Annotated in this window: 17 protein-coding genes; 7 read left to right on the top strand and 10 right to left on the bottom strand. The window is 39.7% G+C overall.

The annotated features are described in order from the left end of the window. Positions 1-79: 79 nt before the first annotated feature. Positions 80-1,027, top strand: coding sequence for a sodium-dependent bicarbonate transport family permease (locus tag BW139_RS02690; protein WP_076918574.1), 948 nt, complete (start codon positions 80-82; stop codon positions 1,025-1,027). Positions 1,028-1,391: 364 nt separating this feature from the next. After that, positions 1,392-2,561, top strand: coding sequence for an MFS transporter (locus tag BW139_RS02685; protein ID WP_076918573.1), 1,170 nt, complete (start codon positions 1,392-1,394; stop codon positions 2,559-2,561). Between the two features lie 35 nt (positions 2,562-2,596). Here the strand turns inward: BW139_RS02685 and helD are convergent, their stop codons facing one another. From helD to BW139_RS02665, 4 genes are all read right to left on the bottom strand, one after another. Then, positions 2,597-4,738: a DNA helicase IV gene (helD, locus tag BW139_RS02680; RefSeq protein WP_076918572.1), complete on the bottom strand. Its 2,142-nt coding sequence runs from the start codon at positions 4,736-4,738 to the stop codon at positions 2,597-2,599. Positions 4,739-4,901: 163 nt separating this feature from the next. After that, positions 4,902-5,609 (bottom strand): pirin family protein, encoded by a 708-nt coding sequence (locus tag BW139_RS02675; protein WP_076918571.1) that lies wholly within the window; start codon positions 5,607-5,609, stop codon positions 4,902-4,904. Between the two features lie 30 nt (positions 5,610-5,639). After that, positions 5,640-6,590 (bottom strand): glutathione S-transferase family protein, encoded by a 951-nt coding sequence (locus BW139_RS02670; RefSeq protein ID WP_076918570.1) that lies wholly within the window; start codon positions 6,588-6,590, stop codon positions 5,640-5,642. 78 nt (positions 6,591-6,668) lie between these two features. Then, complete coding sequence (locus tag BW139_RS02665) at positions 6,669-7,121, bottom strand: DoxX family protein (protein ID WP_076918569.1); 453 nt, start codon at positions 7,119-7,121, stop codon at positions 6,669-6,671. A 123-nt stretch (positions 7,122-7,244) separates the two neighbouring features. Between BW139_RS02665 and BW139_RS02660 the strand changes: the two genes are divergently transcribed. Then, positions 7,245-8,135: a LysR substrate-binding domain-containing protein gene (locus BW139_RS02660; RefSeq protein WP_076918568.1), complete on the top strand. Its 891-nt coding sequence runs from the start codon at positions 7,245-7,247 to the stop codon at positions 8,133-8,135. A gap of 61 nt (positions 8,136-8,196) precedes the next feature. Here the strand turns inward: BW139_RS02660 and BW139_RS02655 are convergent, their stop codons facing one another. The 3 genes from BW139_RS02655 to BW139_RS02645 form a co-directional block, all read right to left on the bottom strand. Further along, positions 8,197-8,607: a hypothetical protein gene (locus tag BW139_RS02655; RefSeq protein WP_008109249.1), complete on the bottom strand. Its 411-nt coding sequence runs from the start codon at positions 8,605-8,607 to the stop codon at positions 8,197-8,199. A gap of 139 nt (positions 8,608-8,746) precedes the next feature. Beyond that, positions 8,747-9,592, bottom strand: coding sequence for an HDOD domain-containing protein (locus BW139_RS02650; RefSeq protein WP_076918567.1), 846 nt, complete (start codon positions 9,590-9,592; stop codon positions 8,747-8,749). A gap of 179 nt (positions 9,593-9,771) precedes the next feature. Beyond that, positions 9,772-11,070, bottom strand: a complete 1,299-nt coding sequence (locus BW139_RS02645; protein ID WP_076918566.1) for a porin — start codon at positions 11,068-11,070, stop codon at positions 9,772-9,774. Between the two features lie 346 nt (positions 11,071-11,416). Between BW139_RS02645 and BW139_RS02640 the strand changes: the two genes are divergently transcribed. After that, positions 11,417-11,662 carry a hypothetical protein gene (locus BW139_RS02640; RefSeq protein ID WP_008109253.1) on the top strand — a complete coding sequence of 82 codons (246 nt, stop codon included), beginning with the start codon at positions 11,417-11,419 and terminating at the stop codon, positions 11,660-11,662. A 152-nt stretch (positions 11,663-11,814) separates the two neighbouring features. Here the strand turns inward: BW139_RS02640 and BW139_RS02635 are convergent, their stop codons facing one another. Further along, a complete protein-coding gene (locus tag BW139_RS02635; protein ID WP_076918565.1) occupies positions 11,815-12,627 on the bottom strand; it encodes an alpha/beta fold hydrolase in 813 nt (270 codons plus the stop codon). Between the two features lie 249 nt (positions 12,628-12,876). Here BW139_RS02635 and sbcB point away from each other — a divergent pair, with 249 nt between their 5' ends. Further along, positions 12,877-14,322, top strand: coding sequence for an exodeoxyribonuclease I (sbcB, locus tag BW139_RS02630; protein ID WP_076918564.1), 1,446 nt, complete (start codon positions 12,877-12,879; stop codon positions 14,320-14,322). A gap of 224 nt (positions 14,323-14,546) precedes the next feature. Here the strand turns inward: sbcB and BW139_RS02625 are convergent, their stop codons facing one another. Next, positions 14,547-15,428 carry an NAD(P)-dependent oxidoreductase gene (locus BW139_RS02625; RefSeq protein WP_010388669.1) on the bottom strand — a complete coding sequence of 294 codons (882 nt, stop codon included), beginning with the start codon at positions 15,426-15,428 and terminating at the stop codon, positions 14,547-14,549. Between the two features lie 120 nt (positions 15,429-15,548). Here BW139_RS02625 and BW139_RS02620 point away from each other — a divergent pair, with 120 nt between their 5' ends. Together BW139_RS02620 and BW139_RS02615 are read left to right on the top strand one after the other, a co-directional pair. After that, the gene (locus tag BW139_RS02620; protein ID WP_076918563.1) at positions 15,549-16,070 is read left to right on the top strand and encodes a glutathione peroxidase; all 522 of its coding nucleotides are present in this window, start codon (positions 15,549-15,551) and stop codon (positions 16,068-16,070) included. Positions 16,071-16,128: 58 nt separating this feature from the next. Further along, a complete protein-coding gene (locus tag BW139_RS02615) occupies positions 16,129-17,109 on the top strand; it encodes a 2-hydroxyacid dehydrogenase (RefSeq protein ID WP_008109263.1) in 981 nt (326 codons plus the stop codon). An 84-nt stretch (positions 17,110-17,193) separates the two neighbouring features. On the opposite strand, the gene BW139_RS02610 is transcribed toward BW139_RS02615, so the two are convergent. Beyond that, positions 17,194-18,516, bottom strand: coding sequence for a sodium-dependent transporter (locus tag BW139_RS02610; protein ID WP_008109265.1), 1,323 nt, complete (start codon positions 18,514-18,516; stop codon positions 17,194-17,196). Between the last annotated feature and the right edge of the window lie 70 nt (positions 18,517-18,586).

Here is an 18,586-nt window from a genome sequence, read left to right as displayed (position 1 = left end):
TTACTATACAAAGATTTGCCTATAATGGCGCCGCTTAACAAAATGAATTAGTAACAACGAAAACAAAGAGGAGAACAGCGTGCCTGATATTGTAGTGATGTTTTTTATTTTAGGATTAGCGGCGGGTATCCTTCGCTCTGATTTAGCTATACCCAAAGCTACATATGACACCCTCAGTTTGCTACTCATGCTTACCATAGGCCTAAAAGGTGGTATGGTCCTTCATGGCAATTTAAGCTGGCAATTACTGCCCGAAATGGCCTCGGTAATGTTACTTGGTGGGCTTATTCCACTCACTTTATACCCTATTTTAAAATACGTTGTTAGGCTAAGCGTAGCTAATAGCGCCAGCATTGCGGCTCACTATGGTTCGGTTAGTGCAGGTACATTTGCGGTAGCCTTAGCGTATGCAGAATCGGCTAAATTAGAAGTGGGCGCAGAAGTTACCTTGTATCTGGTGATGCTTGAATTACCCGCTATCATTGTGGGTTTACTGCTGTATCGTAAGCTCGACAAAGCACACAGTGAAAACACTAACTTATCGTTAAAAGCGCTGTGGCATGAGACGCTCACTAATAAGAGTGTGATTTTGCTCGTTGGCGGTGTAATTATTGGTATGATGTATGGAACCCAGCAAGGTAGCCAAGTTACCAGCTTGCTCACCAATAGCTTTAAAGTGGTACTGGCATTGTTTTTGCTCGAAATGGGCTTAGTAGCTGCACAAACGCTTCGCCCTTTCCCTTGGCAACAATGGAAATTGGCTGCTTTTGCCATTATTACACCATTATTTTTAGGCACCATTGGCGTTATTGTTGGCACCTGGCTTAATTTAGAATTAGGCTCGGTGGTTATACTGGGCAGCTTAGTGGCGAGTGCCTCTTACATTGCCGCACCTGCGGCCATAAAAGCAGCTATTCCCAAAGCGGATATTGGTCTTGCCATGCTCAGCTCGTTAGGTGTCACCTTTCCATTTAATGTTATTGTGGGAATTGGTTTGTATCACCAACTCGCCGTAGCCATAAGTTAAATAATATAAACTCTGGATAATAAATCTCTTATCTAGAGCTCAGGTTAAATAGTCTTTATCAAAAAAGCCCAAAGTGGGCTTTTTTGGTTTTATAAGCAGTGTTATTTAATTTAAAACAAGGCTTAAAAATACAACAATTTTAAAACAATAAAGCTAACTTACTTCTACAAAAAAATAGCATGTAAGCGTTTAATTTACGTAAAAAAACATTTTAAATACTATTTTCATTTAGCAATTAAAAATCTCTTTACTTCGTTGTCAAACCAGCCTACATTCGCCGCAAAATTAACCTGCTTAAAATAATTGCTTTATCTATCCCCCTAAAGTCAGTAATTATTTAACCCCCTTTTATCGGAACAATCTAATGGTGGAACTTGCCGCTGATAGTAAATCAAATAACCCCTTAGCGCCGGTTATTGGCTTATCGTTTTTTGCTATTGCGTCGGGCTTTTTAATGAGCCTGATCCCGTTATCACTTAATGCATTTAACTTAAATATTGATTTAGCTCCATGGCTTGCCAGTGTGTTTTATTTGGGCTTACTGATTGGTGCTTTATGTATAGAGCGCGTAGTGGTAAAAATCGGTCATAGGTTGGCTTTTATCGGGTTTTTAGCCTTACTAATTGTTAGTGTTATTGCCCAGTTGATCAGCCCAACTGCCACTATGTGGTTAGTCGCGCGATTTGTGGCTGGCATGGCAGTAGCTGGCGTATTTGTGGTGGTAGAGTCGTGGTTGTTAATGGCCAACACTGCAAAAGCGCGAGCAAAGCGCTTGGGGTTATATATGACCTCCCTATACGGTGGCAGTGCCGTAGGGCAACTTGCTATTAAACCATTAGGAACGACAGATGCCGTGCCCTATTTATTTGTTATTGCTTTGTTAGCTGTTGCGATTTTAGCGCCGCTATTAATTACCCAAGGGCAACCTAATACGCAAAATTTACAAAAACTACCCCTTAAAGAGCTTAAAACCCTGAGCCGCCCCGCTATTTTAGGCTGTTTAGTGTCGGGATTATTACTTGGGCCTATTTACGGCTTACTGCCTGTGTATATTGCGGCGCAATCAGAGCAGGCACACTATACTGGGTTACTTATGGCGGTGATTATATTAGGTGGCATGTTAGTTCAGCCTTTAGTGAGCTATTTATCAACCCGCATTATTAAAAGCTTATTAATGGCGATTTTTTGCTTTATTGGCACAGCCAGTGTGGTGGGTATTTTACATGCAAATAGCTTTGCAGCTTTAGTGAGTAGTTATTTTATACTGGGTGCATGCAGCTTTGCACTTTACCCTATTGCTATTACGTTGGCGTGCGACTCACTGCCTATGGCAAAAATAGTCTCAGCCACCGAAATAATGCTATTAAGTTACAGTGTGGGCTCGGTTCTTGGGCCGCTTATGGCCACCCACTTTTCAGATAAAAGCCATGGTGTGCTTATTTACTTAGGTGGCTGTTTAATTACTACCTGTATTTACATGCTTATAAAAAGTATGAAAAAAATACCCACAGGTAACACTCCGGTTGCCGGCTAGCTAATACTAAAAGCCGCTTAATGCTGGTTAAGGTATTAAGCGGTTTGCACTTGAGTAATCGCTTTAGCGACTGCTTTACTTTTTAACTCAAGTACTTCAATTTTATGCTCGTTTATGAGTTCATCAACAAAGCTGCTGCGGTTACTATCATCAGTTATTATGTACACTTTATGTTTAGCGCGAGTCAGCGCTACATAAAATAAGCGACGCTCTTCGCTGTGTGCGAAATTATCTTTTGCGGGTAATAATGCCTCTAAAATTTGAGACGTTGGCTTAGTGCTTGGAAATCCAAACGCTCCGCCATTCATTGCTAATATAATGACATAATCGGCTTCTTTGCCTTTTGAGCCATGAAACGTATCACACTCAATATGCAGTGCTGAAAACTCTTGCTGTAAAGCATTTATATCGGCCTGTAAGGGTAACTGAAAGCGAAACCGTGCAAGTAAATACACAGTAGCAGGCTTGCCAGAATTGGCCTTAATCCCCTTTAGTAAATACTTAATTGCGCCATTGTTTAGCTCCGCTTTTTTGCTGTTTATAGCTGAGCCACTATTTAACGTTTTTAGCACGCTAACAGCGGGCTTACTCACCTTTGCAACTGAGCGAATATCTTTAGCTAACTGCGCAGGGTTTTTCATAATAAAGCCTGCGGCAACCTCACCAATTTTATTATTAAAGCGAAAGGTCTTATCTAAGAGGGTTTGTGTTGTAAAACCAAAATGTGCGGCAAACTCGGTGGTAAGTCGCATATCTGCGCCACTAAAACGGTAAATAGCTTGCCAATCGTCTCCTACTGCAAACAGTGAACTATTCGATTTATTATCGCGCAGCGCTTTTACAAGTGTAGCTCGCAGCGGCGATATATCTTGAAATTCATCCACCATGATATAACGCCAAGGCGATGTAAATTTTTTTGTGTTTACATAATCGAGGGCTTTAATGATCATGTCGTCGAAATCTATCTCGCCTTGTGTGCGTAAATAATGGTTGTAGTTGGCTAACAACGGCTTTAATAATTTCCACGCTTGCTGTATCTGCTTTGAATCGCTCTCAAGTGTTATATTTGCGGTTTTATAGGCACTTATTAACTGGCTAAACAGAGTCGCTAATTTAGTTAAATGACCACTGGCTTTTATCTCTTTTAAAAGCGCTATATGGTTAGGCTTTGCAGCACTAAATTTTAAATCACTTTTAACGGCATAAAGAGTGTTATTAATGTAATTTACCAATGCTTTAGCATACTGTGGTTTAGCATTGGCTAGCGATTCCAAACACCCTTCCACCCACTTTATTTTAGCTTTTTCGTTTTCAGCAAGTTTAGATATTTTAGGCGGCTTGCCCTCAACCTCGCTAATAATAGTTAAACCCACACTATGAAACGTGGCGGCTTTAATGGACTCAGTGCCCAGCTTTTGTTTAATTCTTTCGTCCATTTCGCAAGCAGCTTGCTTACCATAGGCGAGTAATAAAATATCGTTGTAATTAGCCTGTTCACTGTTAACCAAATAGCCCGCTCGAGCCACTAACACACTGGTTTTTCCTGTACCTGCCCCTGCTAGCACTAAGTTATTATCGTCGTCTATTATGCAAGCTCGGCGTTGTTGCTCAGTGAGTGGATTTGTTTCAACGCCATTAAAAAAATCGTGGTAGCGCTTTAATTGTGACTGGGTGTATTTATGCTGAAAAAAACGCGTGAGTGAATCGCTCCACTGGCTGTATTGCTCAAGCAATTTTATTTGTGTGCTGACTGGTGCTAAAACATCGCTGCTTTTTATCCAAGGTAGCCAGCGTTTATATTGCTCATCTACCTGTTTTTTTATATCAGCCACGTATGATTGGCGCAAAAACTGAGTATGAGCAAATTGGTTTATTTCATTCAACACCTCATTAAGCACAGCAATATTGCTTTTAACCCATAGCATATCGGTATGCGCTTTAAATACCCTATTACTGCCATAGGCTCTCATCCAAATACGATACTGCTTAGACTCGGTATTAAAGCGCAGTGTTTGCCCAAGCACACCGTATTCATAGCGAATGGGCGACGTTAAATCACGCCAGCTCAGTGTGGTTGTTTGTGTTTTGTTGCTGAGCACTAAACCTTGTGGGTTTATGTCTAAAAAGCGATGCGCAGTAAAAATGCGGCCAAATACACTAGGCTGAATAGAATTCATTTACGGCAGAATTCCTTTATAAAAATGAACCAATTAGCCGTATTTTAAGGGAATAGTGTATGTAAGTGTAATAAATATAAAGATAAATAATGATGCAGTGGCTGCTGCATCATTATTTGAGTTTTAATTAGGCTTAATAATTAACAAGCCGCTTTATTAAAGCCTAATTTTTCGTATCAATAATAATCAGTTCACATTCAGTAGTTGCTGTTAAGGTGATGTTTTTAACCTTTGTAACTTCTGCGCCGTCACCTTCGTTCATATTAATTGAGGCTGACTCATCATTAATAATAAACTCCCCTGCCGATGCCATTACGTAGGCTTGATGGTCAATCGGCTGTGTTATTGACGTGCCTTTTGCCAGCTTGCCACCGTAAATACGCGTCTGCTGATTAATAAACAGTGCACTATCGGCATCTTTTGGATAACCCGAAACCAGTAAGCTAAGGGTGCTTGCCGCTTGTGTAGGAAACTTCTTGCTTTCCCAGCGCGGCTCAACATTATGTTGATTACTCTGAATCCAAATTTGATAAAACGTAAGTGGTTCATCTGTTAAGTTATATTCTGAGTGGGTAATGCCGGTGCCTGCACTCATTACTTGCACCTCACCTTGCTCGGTGATCCCTTTGTTGCCCATACTATCTTGATGAGTAATGGCACCACTGCGGATAAAACTAATAATTTCCATATTTCTGTGCGGGTGCGCACCAAACCCCATACCTGGGGCTACCCAGTCATCATTAACTACACGTAAAGTGCCAAACCCCATACGCGCAGGATTATAGTAATTCGCAAAACTAAAGTGGTGCTTTGACTTAAGCCAACCATGATCAGCATGGCCTAAGCTATTTTTTGGGTAATGAGTAAGCATATTTTTTCCTATACGTTATCTCTGCGTCATTTAATACTGACGCTCACGATCATGGGCGGCATCAAAGGTGTGTTTAGCACCTAAAGGCACAATTTGCGTCGGGTTAATGGTTACGTGACTTACGTAGTAATGAATTTTTGTGTACTCTAAATCGACGGTTTCCTTTACTCCAGGTACTTGGTAAAGCTCATTAATGTAGTTACTAAGATGATGAAACTCGCTTAACTTTTCTCGATTACACTTGAAGTGCCCGTGATACACCGCATCAAAGCGAATAAGTGTGGTAAATAATCGCCAATCGGCTTCAGTGAGTGTGTCGCCTACTAAATAACGCTGTTTTGCTAATCGTGCTTCTAACCAATCTAAGCTATCAAACAAGGCAATATAAGCTTCGTTATACGCTTCTTGAGTTGTAGCAAAACCGGCTTTATACACCCCATTATTAATGGTGTTATAAACACGGGTATTCACTAGTTCTATTTCTTCATGTAGCTCATCTGGATAATAATCGTCGGTGTTACCTGTAAGTTCATTAAACGCGCTATTAAACATGCGAATTATTTCTATTGATTCGTTGTTTACAATAGTCTGCGTTTTTTTATCCCATAAAATAGGCACGGTAACACGCCCTTCATAGCTAGGGTCGGCTTTTAAATACAATTGGTAAGCGTAATCTAAGTTATAAAGTGGATCGCCCTGCTCGCCAAATTCCCAGCCGTTTTCCATCATCGGAGCTTCAACAATGCTCATAGAAATGATGTCTTCGAGCTGCTTTAATTTACGAAAAATAATGGTGCGGTGCGCCCAAGGACAAGCCAACGACACATATAAATGATAACGACCCGCTTCTGGTTTAAATTTACTGTTTTGCGCTGATGAAATCGTATCTCTAAAGCGGCTATCTTGGCGTACAAATTTACCGTCGCTTTTTTCGGTGTCGTACCATTTATCGACCCATTCACCGTTAACAAGTAATCCCATGTCCGTCTCCTTAGTTTATAGAGTGTGCCAACCTTACGCAGATTGGCAGCTTAAAGTTCAATCACTTATATGATCAGCTTATTGATTTAATTTGTTATGAATTTTTCCATCAACAGATAGCTTTCCAGCTCCTTGGATCAGTAAAGCCAGGGTAATGGCTAACAGCGATAACGCAAATTCATAACCGTTATTGCTCATAAATAAACCGTTATCTATGTGTGTGGTAAAAATAGCAACTACCATAGTGATAGCCAGTACAAAACTCGCAGGACGCACCAGCAAACCAACGATGAGTAGTAACCCACCAAAAAATTCAGCGCCACCGGCCATTAATGCCATTAAATAGCCCGGTGCTAAGCCAATCGACTCCATCCATTGCCCTGTGCCTTCCAAGCCATAGCCGCCAAACCACGCAAACAGTTTTTGTGCGCCATGAGCACTAAACACTAATCCTGCAATAAGCCTTAATGGTAGTGTTGCAAAAGACTGTTCAGTTTTTGTGATGGCAGCTGTGATATTTTTAATCGTCATAGTTTTAACCTGTATTGTTCCATTGAGTATGCAGCTATTGTATAAGTTGAATTAAAATTAAATAACTCCTATTATTTGCTCTATATGTTCAAATATTTTGAACAGTTAATATTTGGTATGATAATGAATACACCCCCTATAAGCATAGAAGCTTTACTGGTACTGGACGCCATTGAGCATCGTGGCAGTTACGCAGCCGCTGCAGAGCAACTTAATAAAGTACCCTCAGCCTTGTCGTATATTGTTAATAAACTTGAAGAGCAATTAAATGTAACTTTGTTTCAGCGTCAAGGTCGACGTGCCGTTTTAACCCCTGCAGGTAAACATTTACTAACCGAGGGGCGTAAAGTACTCAATGCTATAAATAATTTATCGGAGCAAACACAAACCATAGCTAATGGCTGGGAGCCTCGAATACGTATTGCTTATGACTCTATTTTTGAAATAAGTGACGTATTTAAAAACTTACAGTTATTTTTAAATGAGCATAAAAATATCGAGATAGACATTAAAGAGGAAGTACTTAATGGCACTTGGGAGGCTTTAATTGAGGATGACGTTGACTTAGTGATTGGCGCACCGGCCCCTGTACCTAATCAAAAGGGGATCAGAGCGGTAAAAATAGCCGATATTCAAAATATTCTGGTGGTTCACCCTAGCCACCCGCTAGCGCAACTAAAAAGGCCTATTGAGCCCAGCGAACTTGGTCAATACACTACGGTTATAGTACATGATTCTGCAAAACAAAGTATTCCGTGGTCAGCTAATTTAATCGAAGGTAATCAACGTTTTTATGTAAGTTCTGTAAGCCAAAAGATAACCGCTATTTTATCCGCTATTGGCATTGGTTATTTACCTGCAAACCTTATTGCTGAACATGTAAAAGCTAACAAACTGCATGTTGTGGAACTTACCGAACCACGCCCTATTCAAGACTTATACCTTGCATGGAAAATAACAAACAAAGGTAAAGGCTTAAAACAGCTGACCCAAATTATACTAAATAATATTTAACCCTTAAAAACGCAAAAGCCCATGCTAAAACAGCATGGGCTTTTTGAATCAGTAATAAATATTACAGTGCGAGGTCTTGCTTAGCGCGCGTTAAGTTGTGCGACACTAACTCGTTACCAGACATTTGCTGTGCTTCGTAAAAGTCTGATAATGCAGCCGTTTCGTTTTTAGCCATTAAACGTCCTACACCACGGTTACTTAAAGCAAATGACGTAAGCTCACGTACTTTAAAGCGTGGGCCAGTGCTTTGTTGTAATAAAGTAATTGCTTTTGAGCAGATTGCTTCAGCTTGGCTGTAATTTTTTGATTTTACATTTAATGCGCAGTCGTTAAATGCAACTTCGAATTCTTGAGGGGCTGTTTTAGCCTCTTCAATAACCATTAACTTGTAATCACTTTGATCAGCCATTACAGCAGCTGAGCAAGTTAATAAAGAGCCAAGAGCGATGGTTTTGATAAGTGAGCGTTTCATGATTAATTTCCTATTTGGTTAGTCGTGCTTGTTGCCGACAACTAAACTTTAGAGTTTTTACTTCATTTCGACAAACGATTAAAAACAAACCAATAAGTGAAAAAAACTAACCTATAGACTTTACCCTGATAAAAAGCGTTTAACAGTTCAAAAAATCAATCACCTCTTCTTGCACATCAATATAATCGTCTTCTGACATATTTAATGTTGCTAATACGCGTTTTTCTATATCATCCCAATCTTTGGTGGTGCCACCGCGTAAAACACTATTAACCAAATTCTCAGACATTTTTAAAACGCTATAACACAATTGTTGGTTACTACCGGTTATATTATTTAACATACTCATGTCGTGATGCCGCAGAATAAGCTGGCAAATATCTATAGGTAAATGCCAGCTGGTTGCTAAGTAGTAACCTACAGTCGCATGATTAGTTCCATATAAACGCTCTTCTATATCTATCAAGCTTTCTTTGTGGGTATTATTTGAAGTATGCAAAGCACTCACGTAATTATCGAATTTAATTGCCATCGGCACAATGCCACAATCATGGAACAAACCAAGGGTATACAAGTATTCTATTGGCACTTTTTCTTTTATACATTGGCCAACAATCATATTTACCTCGGCAATTTCGGTGGCGGTATCCCAAAAGCGCTCTAAGCTAATGCAGCATTCTTTTTGGGTGAACATTTGCTTTAATTTTAAGCTTGGTACTAGCGCCTCAATTCCGTTCCAACCTAAAAACATAATGGCCTGTTTAATATCAGACACACTGCGCACTAAACCATACGATGGTGAATTAATAATTTTTAGAATAGCCGATGAAATAGCCACATCTTTAGCAATGATCTCTGCGGCGTCAGAAAGCGAGGGTTCTTGAGCAGATGCTAATATTTCAAGCTCATTTAAGATTTGTGGTTTTGGTGGAATAATAAAGTTTTTATTTACATCAGATAAAACCTGCTCATTAACTACAATCATTAATTTCTAGCCTCCGGCTAAGCTTTATGGATTATTCATTTAAGTCCATTTGAACTTTTATACTAGAAGTTGATTAGGGATTTATCAATTTGTAAGTGCTGAAATTGGTAGGATAAAAATAAAATTTAAAACAATAGCAACACACGCCCATGTGTGGGCGTGTATTTATTAATATTGGCTTAGAAATAATAGCCAATATTAATGTTAAAGCGACGCTCAGTTTCGCTGCTGTCGCCCGCTAATGAACCGCCAACAAACGGCATATTTTTACCATGAACTAAGTCAAAGTAAGTGAATAAACCACCTGCAGCTACCGAGAAACCAGTTACGTTCATCCAGGTATCTCTGCTGTTGTCAGATTTGTCGTAAATAGCACTGTAGTCGTTGTAAAACTGTAAGTTTGTCACCGCGCCCCATTGTACCGGTACGCTGTATGCTACGTTTGCACTCGACATTGTTGCCTCTGCCGCCATGCTGTCGTAAAACGAGTAAGCGCCTACAGCAATACGGTTTACGTTATCAATATCGTAATTGTATTCGCCGTGTTGAAGTTGTAAGTTCCATGGGCCTATATTACTGTTTAAATGTAATGCCCAAGCGTTGTAATCACCTGCGCGGTCAACACCATCATGTAAACCACCAGCAAGTGCTGATACACCAATTTCAGTTTTACCACCTTCATGTTCTAGGTGATAGCCGTAACGGCCTGAGAACGTATTGTACTCGCCTATAGCATTAGTTGGCTCAGCATAAACACCATCGCCGGCTTCTCTAAAACCAACAATGTCGTAAGAATAACGATCGCTGCGGTTATCTACATAACCATCAACACCACCTAATTCATCATTTTTGAAAAAGCCCAGATCAAGCTGCCAGTTATCAGCAATCTTACGCTTAAATAACACCCCTAAATCGTGATCGTCTTCAAGGCCAACATAATAGTTAGTGCTGAAAAAGTAGTTATGTGAATTGTAAGGCCAGTTACCAAAAGGAACCTTAGTAATACCTGCTTGAACTTGCCAATCATCAGCAAAATCATAGGCGGCATAAGCGTATTTAACGGCAGTCATGTAGTCAAAAAAGCGAATTTCAGCGTTTAATTTTACATCACCAACGTCGCCTGAGAAATTTAGACGAAAAATATCAAAATCAAAATCGCCACCGCGATTTTTATTGTCGTCATCATACGAGGTATGGCTGTAGTTGGTTCGCACAGCGCCGCCAACTTTAATCCCCTGTGGCTTGTGATCATGCTTTGCCACTTGAGTTTCGGCTATATCTTCTTTCTCTTCAATGGTGCGGTCGATTGATTTTTCACTTTTTTGCTCTGCTTTTGCAAGTTGCTTTTGCAGCATTTCCATTTGTTTTTGTAAGCTGCTTAATTGCTGCTTTACTTTATCAAGATCTGTATCTGCATGTGCCGGATGTGAAAATACAACCATAGCCACTGCCAGTGCTAAAGGTTTCATAGGTGTCATAATTTGTCCTTGCTTGCCTTGTTGATATTATTAACTCGAACTTGGTCAGCGTGAGCTAAGTACCTGCTTGATTTTACATGTTGTTTTACAATGATAACGTATTTTTACAACTCTTCAATTACACTTTATGATTTTGCGCAACAGATCAGTAACACACAAACTACTTTTTAGCTGGGTAACCATGAGAATTAATCATATTTTTATAAATGAAAGCAGTAAGTTGAAAAAATTAAAGTTGGAAAAGTAACAGGATGCTAATGTACCTATTATAGTGTGCTATTATTTGCAAAAATCATACGTAAATCAGCAAGCTTGCTGCTAAAAAATACATTAAGGACTTCCAATAATGAAAAATAACGAAACCTTTAACACCATTGCTACGTTAATTTTTAAGCATCTTTATAATAATTTTCCAAGCCCAAGTCAGTTAGATCCTAAACAAGTTATTAGCGATGCCTCAGATCAACAAAGTGAAGAAATTAAAGGCACTATTGCCTTTCTTATTCATGAGGAGTATATATTTTCAACACCCAGTGCTACCTTTTTGCTAACTGAAAAAGGCTTTAGCCACGCTTTGTGTCCTAAGTTTTGATCTAACTTTACTTTTAAACACTAAAGCTTAAGTGAATTACTATAAGGAGTTACAACAATGAGTGATTTTATTTGGTTACTTCCAGCAGCGGTACTCACTATCATTTTAATTAAACTGATTAAACAATCTAAAAAACTGCCTTAGCTTTTTATTTAATGAGTACGCTTTAGCAATTTTTGGATTTGCGCGTTCACCATCTCTGGCTCATCATTTTGTGGATAGTGGTAACTTTTACTGGTTAGCACTATCTCACCTTGAGGAAAAGCATTAGCCCAGTTTGCATGCAGTTCTCCCCACATTTCACGCCCTTTATCAGTAAAAAATAACACCGATGGATTTTCATATTTTTTAACTGAGGCAATAACCGTCACAGGAATATCAGCTATTTGTGGGTAATCGGGCAAAGGTCTCTTCGACCAAAAGTCCAAATACTGATTCGACATGCCATTTTTCATATCATCGCGTTTTATAACGGCAATTTCTTTTTCAGCGCGCGCTAAATCAATCTGACGCATAATATCAACATCATGCTCTGAGGCCGGTTCAATTAACATTAACGCTTTAATTTTATCGGGGTAGCTTGCTGCAAATACCCTTGCGATATAAGCACCATAAGAATGCGCCACATAAATCACCGGCTCTTCAATTTTTAACGCTTTAAGTAATAGTAAAGCCTCAGCAGCATACTCCTCTGAGCTATAGTTTTTCTTTATTTGCGCTGAGCCGCCATTGCCAATTCGAGAATAGCGAATTACTTTTGCATGCTTGATAAGCGAGTAATAAATGGGATCCCAATCACTAAGCCCGGCAGAGCCACCTGCCTCAAGTAAAACAGTGTGTTTGCCACTACCCGCCATTTCATATTCAATATCAAAGCCATTTACTTTAACTTTAGCAAGCTCAGCAAACACAACGGTTGAGGTGATTAATATCCAAAGTAGAATCGTTTTTATTATTAGTTTCATAATGTTAAAGCTAATTGGTAGTTAGCTTAAGTTTATAGCATTAAGCACTATGTTTATAAATAATTTCTCTAACGCAGAACCTCAAAAATAAATAATCACTTCAATCACTCTTAAATCATGTTTTGACTAATAGATTTCCCTATTCAAGCCTATAAACCTCTGTGACCCTATGCCATAATCTAAATAATTCATAAATTTAGTAACTTGGCGGAATATCAACCGTTTCAAGCTAACTTATAGGGTGTTTAAATGGCTTATCAAGAGCAAAATCAAGCAACAATCTATTGGCACGACTACGAGACCTGGGGGGCGAGCCCGCAAAAAGATAAGCCGAGCCAATTTGCAGGTGTGCGCACCGATCTTGATTTAAATATTATTGGCGAGCCGCTTATTGAGTACTGTAAGCCACAGGCTGATTATTTACCCCATCCTGAAGCGTGTTTAATTACCGGTATTACCCCACAAGTGGCGATGCAAAAAGGCTTAGTTGAGGCTGAATTTATTGCTAAAATTCATGCAGAATTTAGCGTACCCAATACCTGTGTGGCTGGTTATAACAGTATTCGCTTTGATGATGAAGTAAGCCGATATAGCTTTTATCGTAACTTTTACGACCCGTACGAGCGTGAATATAAAAACAATAACAGTCGTTGGGATATTATAGATTTAGTGCGTGCCTGCTATGCACTGCGCCCTGAGGGTATTGAATGGCCGTTAAAAGAAGATGGTAGCCCTAGTTTTAAGCTTGAGCATTTAACTGTCGCTAATGGTATTGAACATGCCGCTGCGCACGACGCATTAAGTGATGTAACGGCCACCATTGCCTTGGCAAAACTAATTAAAGAGAAGCAACCTAAACTGTATCAGTTCTTTTTTAGTCTTCGCGGTAAAAAAGCACTCGCTGAAATGGTTGATGTATTTAATATGACCCCATTAGTGCATACCTCGTCACGCATTCCAGCTACCCAAGGCTGTACCACATGGGTAGCACCAATGAGTTTTCACCCGGTAAATAAAAACGCAGTTATTTGTTTTGATTTAACCCAAAACCCACAGGTGTTACTTGATTTAAATGTGGAAGAGCTACGCAAGCGTTTATACACCAAACGTATAGATTTAGCGGAGGGTGATTTACCGGTAGGTTTAAAATTAGTGCATTTAAATAAGTGCCCTATTTTAGCGCCAGCTAAAACGCTACTGCCTGAAAACGCTGCTCGCTTGGGTATTGACCGTGAACAATGCTTGGCTAATTTAGCCATTTTAAAAGCCAATACCGAGCTACGTGATAAAGTCACTGAGGTATTTAATGAGCAAGGCGATTACAGCGCGACCACAAATGTAGATTATTTATTATATGATGGCTTTACTAGCCATGCTGATAAAGCCAAATTTGCGATTATTCGTGATGCAAAGCCTGAAGACTTGGCAAGTTTAAAGCTTGAATTTGAAGATCCTAAATTTAATACTTTGTTGTTTAGATACCGCGCCCGTAACTGGCCACAAACGCTAAACCAGCAAGAGCTTGATCAATGGCGTCAATATTGCCAAAGCAAGTTAATGCATGGCGAAGATCAGCCTTCAATCAGCGCACAAGATTTTATGATCACCCTTGAAAACTTAGCGCATGAACATGATGACAGCGAAAAAAATCTTACAATTTTAAAAGCCTTATATAACTACGCGCAAAGCATGTAATTTACTGTAGTTTATATAACGCATGAAAAACGCGACCCTTTATAATTAAAGCGTCGCGTTTTTTGTATTTAGCTAGGTAAACGAAAGTAAATCCCACCAAAAGAAGTGAATGAAGAATAAATGAGAAACACATAAAACCAACATTTACTGTTTATGTTTACCTCTTCCTCTAAAGCGCAGCGTCTCTTATTCTCTTTGTGAATAATTTACTTTTACCAATTACATTACTTTTTATGCAGTGCTTCGATACGTGCTAATAAGCTTGAAGTATCGTATCGTCCGCCGCCAAGAGCTTGTACATCAGCGTAATATTGATCAACCGTGGCGGTCATTGGCAGAGTTGCACCGTTATTTTTAGCTTCATCAAGGGCAATGCCTAAATCTTTGCGCATCCAATCTACAGCAAAACCAAATTCGTACTCACCTGCCCACATTGTTTTGTAACGGTTTTCCATTTGCCACGAACCAGCAGCGCCTTTAGAAATGGTTTCTATTACTTTTTCGCCATCAAGCCCTGCTTGTTTAGCAAAATGTAAGCCCTCAGCTAATCCTTGCACTACACCTGCAATACAAATTTGGTTAACCATTTTACATAATTGCCCTGAGCCCGCTTCGCCTAAAAGCTGACTAAAACGGCTAAATGCCGCCATGATAGGTTGTGCTTTAGCAAATACCGCTTCGTTACCACCCGCCATTACGGTTAACACCCCATTTTCAGCACCAGCTTGGCCGCCCGATACTGGCGCATCAATAAAGTCGATATGCTGTAAAGCCGCTTTTGCCGCAACTTCACGCGCTACCTCAGCAGAAGTAGTTGTGTGATCGATTAAAATTGTGTTTTCGTGCATGCCTGCTAGCACACCGTCATTGCCGTATACTACTGAACGTAAATCGTCGTCATTACCTACACACATAAATACCATATCGGCACCGCTTGCTGCCTCACGCGGAGTAGGTGCAAAGCTGCCGTTAAAATCTTCAACCCATTTTTGTGCTTTAGCTGCTGTGCGGTTATAAACACATACGCTGTGCCCCGCTTTTGCTAGATGCCCTGCCATTGGGTAACCCATTACGCCTAAACCTATAAATGCAATTTTAACTGACATAAAAATGACCTATTTAACTGATAACTTAGAAACATAAGCTCGATTATGTCAATCGGCCGCTAAAAAAGCGAATGAAAGTCTTTTAAAATTTCCCGCATAAGGAAATTAGGTAGGTAATCTATGGATAGCATTTATCAATTTAACGCACCACTTTGTAATAACAGTGATTTTCCTTTGAGCCAGTTAAAAGGAAAAACGGTTCTTATTGTAAATACAGCAAGCAAATGTCATTTTTCGGCGCAATTATGTGCGCTTGAAAAGCTATACCAACAATACAAAAGCGATGGGTTTACTATTCTGGCTTTTCCATGTAATCAGTTTGATAAAAACGAACCATTAGAGGGTATGGCAATAAATGACTACTATCAAAAACACTTTGCAATTAATTTTGAAGTCTTTGATAAGGTCATGGTGAATGGCCCCGATACGCATCCCCTGTTTAGTTATTTAAAATCACATACGCGTGGAATTGCACAAAACCGTGCAATAAAGTGGAACTTCACTAAGTTTTTAGTTAATGCTCAAGGACAACTAATTGCGCGCTATGCGCCGCGTACTAAGCCAGAGTCATTACACAGCGTAATAACAAGCAGTTTAGGGTCAACACCGGTTATAAAAACAGCAAATACTCGTTTTGGTTAGGCATCTATAATAAAAATGGTTTATGGTTGATGTAACTAGGTTAGTTGGATAGTAATAAATGAAGATTGCTTTTTTTAGTGCTCAAAAATACGAGCGCCCTTTTTTCGAACAAAGCTTAACTGGCTTTTCTAACATCGCTATTACCTATTTTGAGCAAAGTTTATCGACGCACACTGCGGTTTTAGCTAAAGAATTTGATGCGGTATGCGTATTTGTAAACGATTCGGTAGATAAAGCGGTTATTGATCAACTGGCTATATTTGGGGTTAACACCATTTTACTGCGCTGTGCGGGTTTTAATAATGTAGATTTAGCCGCTGCTAAACAGCATGGTATGCGTGTTCTGCGCGTTCCGGCTTACAGCCCTGAGGCAGTCGCAGAGCATTGTATTGCACTTATGCTTACGCTTAGCCGTAAAACCCATAAAGCTTATAACCGCGTACGTGAAGACAATTTTGACTTAAACGGCTTACTTGGCTTTAACTTGCATAATAAAACGGTGGGTATTATTGGCTGCGGTAAAATTGGCCAAGCATTGTGTAATATATTAACCGGTTTTGGCGCTCACATTTTAGTATGCGACCCTAATGCACAAGCTGGTAATTACACTATTACCGATTTAAACACCCTGCTTACACAAAGCGATATCATTTCTTTGCATTGCCCGCTAAACGAGCACACTCATCATTTAATAGACGATGACGCATTTGCCGCCATGAAAACAGGGGTTATGCTAATAAACACTTCGCGAGGTGCCTTGGTTAATAGTAAAGCGTGTATTAAAGCGCTTAAATCACAAAAACTAGGTTATTTAGGGCTTGATGTGTACGAGCAAGAATCAGAGCTGTTTTTTAAAAACCACAGTGACGATATAAACCAAGACGATATTTTCTCTCGCTTGGTAAGCTTTAAAAATGTATTGATCACCGGCCATCAAGGCTTTTTTACTCAAGAAGCGCTTACAGAAATTGCCAATATCACCTTACAAAATGCATTTGAGGTTACTCAAGGAAAGAGCTTAACAAACGAGGTGCTATAGCGCTGCTAACCAAAAAGCAAAAAAGCGAACAAAATATAGTGTTCGCTTTTTTGTTATCTATAACACATGAGTTATTGCTGTATTCTAGCCAAACGCAACGTTTGCAAATACTAAGGTCATTAGCACTGGGCAGACAAAACGAATGTACTGAGCAAACCAATAATGTGCACCAGAACTTGCTTGATGAAGCTTATTACCACGCTGCCATAACCAGCCTACTGTAACAAAGTAAAATAGTCCCATCAGCGGTAGTTGGTATTGGGTAAAGACCATAATAACCAAACCAAATAGCCAATCAAAATTAACAATAATAGTACTGGCACAAATAAGTACAATGGCACTAACGGCCCATGTGGCTTTGGTTCTATCAACACTGTGGTTTTCTACTAAGAATGCCACCGGAATTTCAGTCGATGAAATGGTTGATGTAACTGAAGCAATCGACATCAACACAAAAAATAGTAAGCCAACTAATAAACCAATTTCGCCCATGGTGCCAAATAACTCAGGTAATATGGCAAAAATAAGCTGTCCTTCACCGATTAGTTTACCGTTGCTAAATACTTCAACGCCATTGAACTGAGCCACATAAATAGCCGGTATAATTAATAGTCCAGCTAAAAATGCCACGCTGGTGTCGAGTAAAGCAACACTTGCAGTCAATTTTGGTAAGTTAGCACCGGGCTTTAAATAAGAGCCATAAATCATCATACAGCCCACACCCAGTGATAATGAGAAAAACGCTTGCCCCATTGCGGCAATAATTAAATCAGGGTCGAGTATTTTGCTAAAATCAGGCACTAAATAGGCAGCAAACCCTTCGCTTGCGCCATCTAAGGTGGCAATGTAAGCAATTAGACCAACCAATAAAACAAGTAATAATGGCATTAAACGGCGTGACCAGGTTTCAATTCCTGATTTAACCCCTTTTAAAATAATGCTGGCGGTTAAAATAAGCATCAGCGGCGTAAATATAAAATTACGTAGCATAGAGTCGCTATGTAAAAACTCACTCAAGCTCTGCAAGCCTAAAAAGGTGGTTATAGGCTCTATGGCGTAAGAAAGCATCCAACCTGCCACTATTGAATAAAAGCTTAACATGACGATTGCGCCTGCTAAGCCTATATAACCTGCAGCAGCGCCAACTTTAGGCGCATGGTCTTGCCATGCTTGGCCTAGGGCTTTAACCGGATTAGCTTGGGCTTTGTAGCCTAAATACAACTCGGTGTATAACGCGGGAAGCGCTAGCAAAAAAATAACAATAAAATACACCAATAAAAATGCGCCGCCACCATGGTTAGCAGCCTGTGTAGGAAAACCCCATATATTGCCTAAACCTACCGCAGCACCGGCTGCTGCCAATACAAAACCAAGTCGACTTTGAAAACCATCACGCACTTGTGTCATACACCTACAAATCTGTTATTATTTTATCGAATGTGAATTAAACCATATTTAAGGGCGACTGAGTAATAAA

The organism is Pseudoalteromonas sp. SK18, assembly GCF_001974855.1.
GTDB lineage: Bacteria > Pseudomonadota > Gammaproteobacteria > Enterobacterales > Alteromonadaceae > Pseudoalteromonas.
This window is presented reverse-complemented; position numbering and strand designations above follow the sequence as displayed.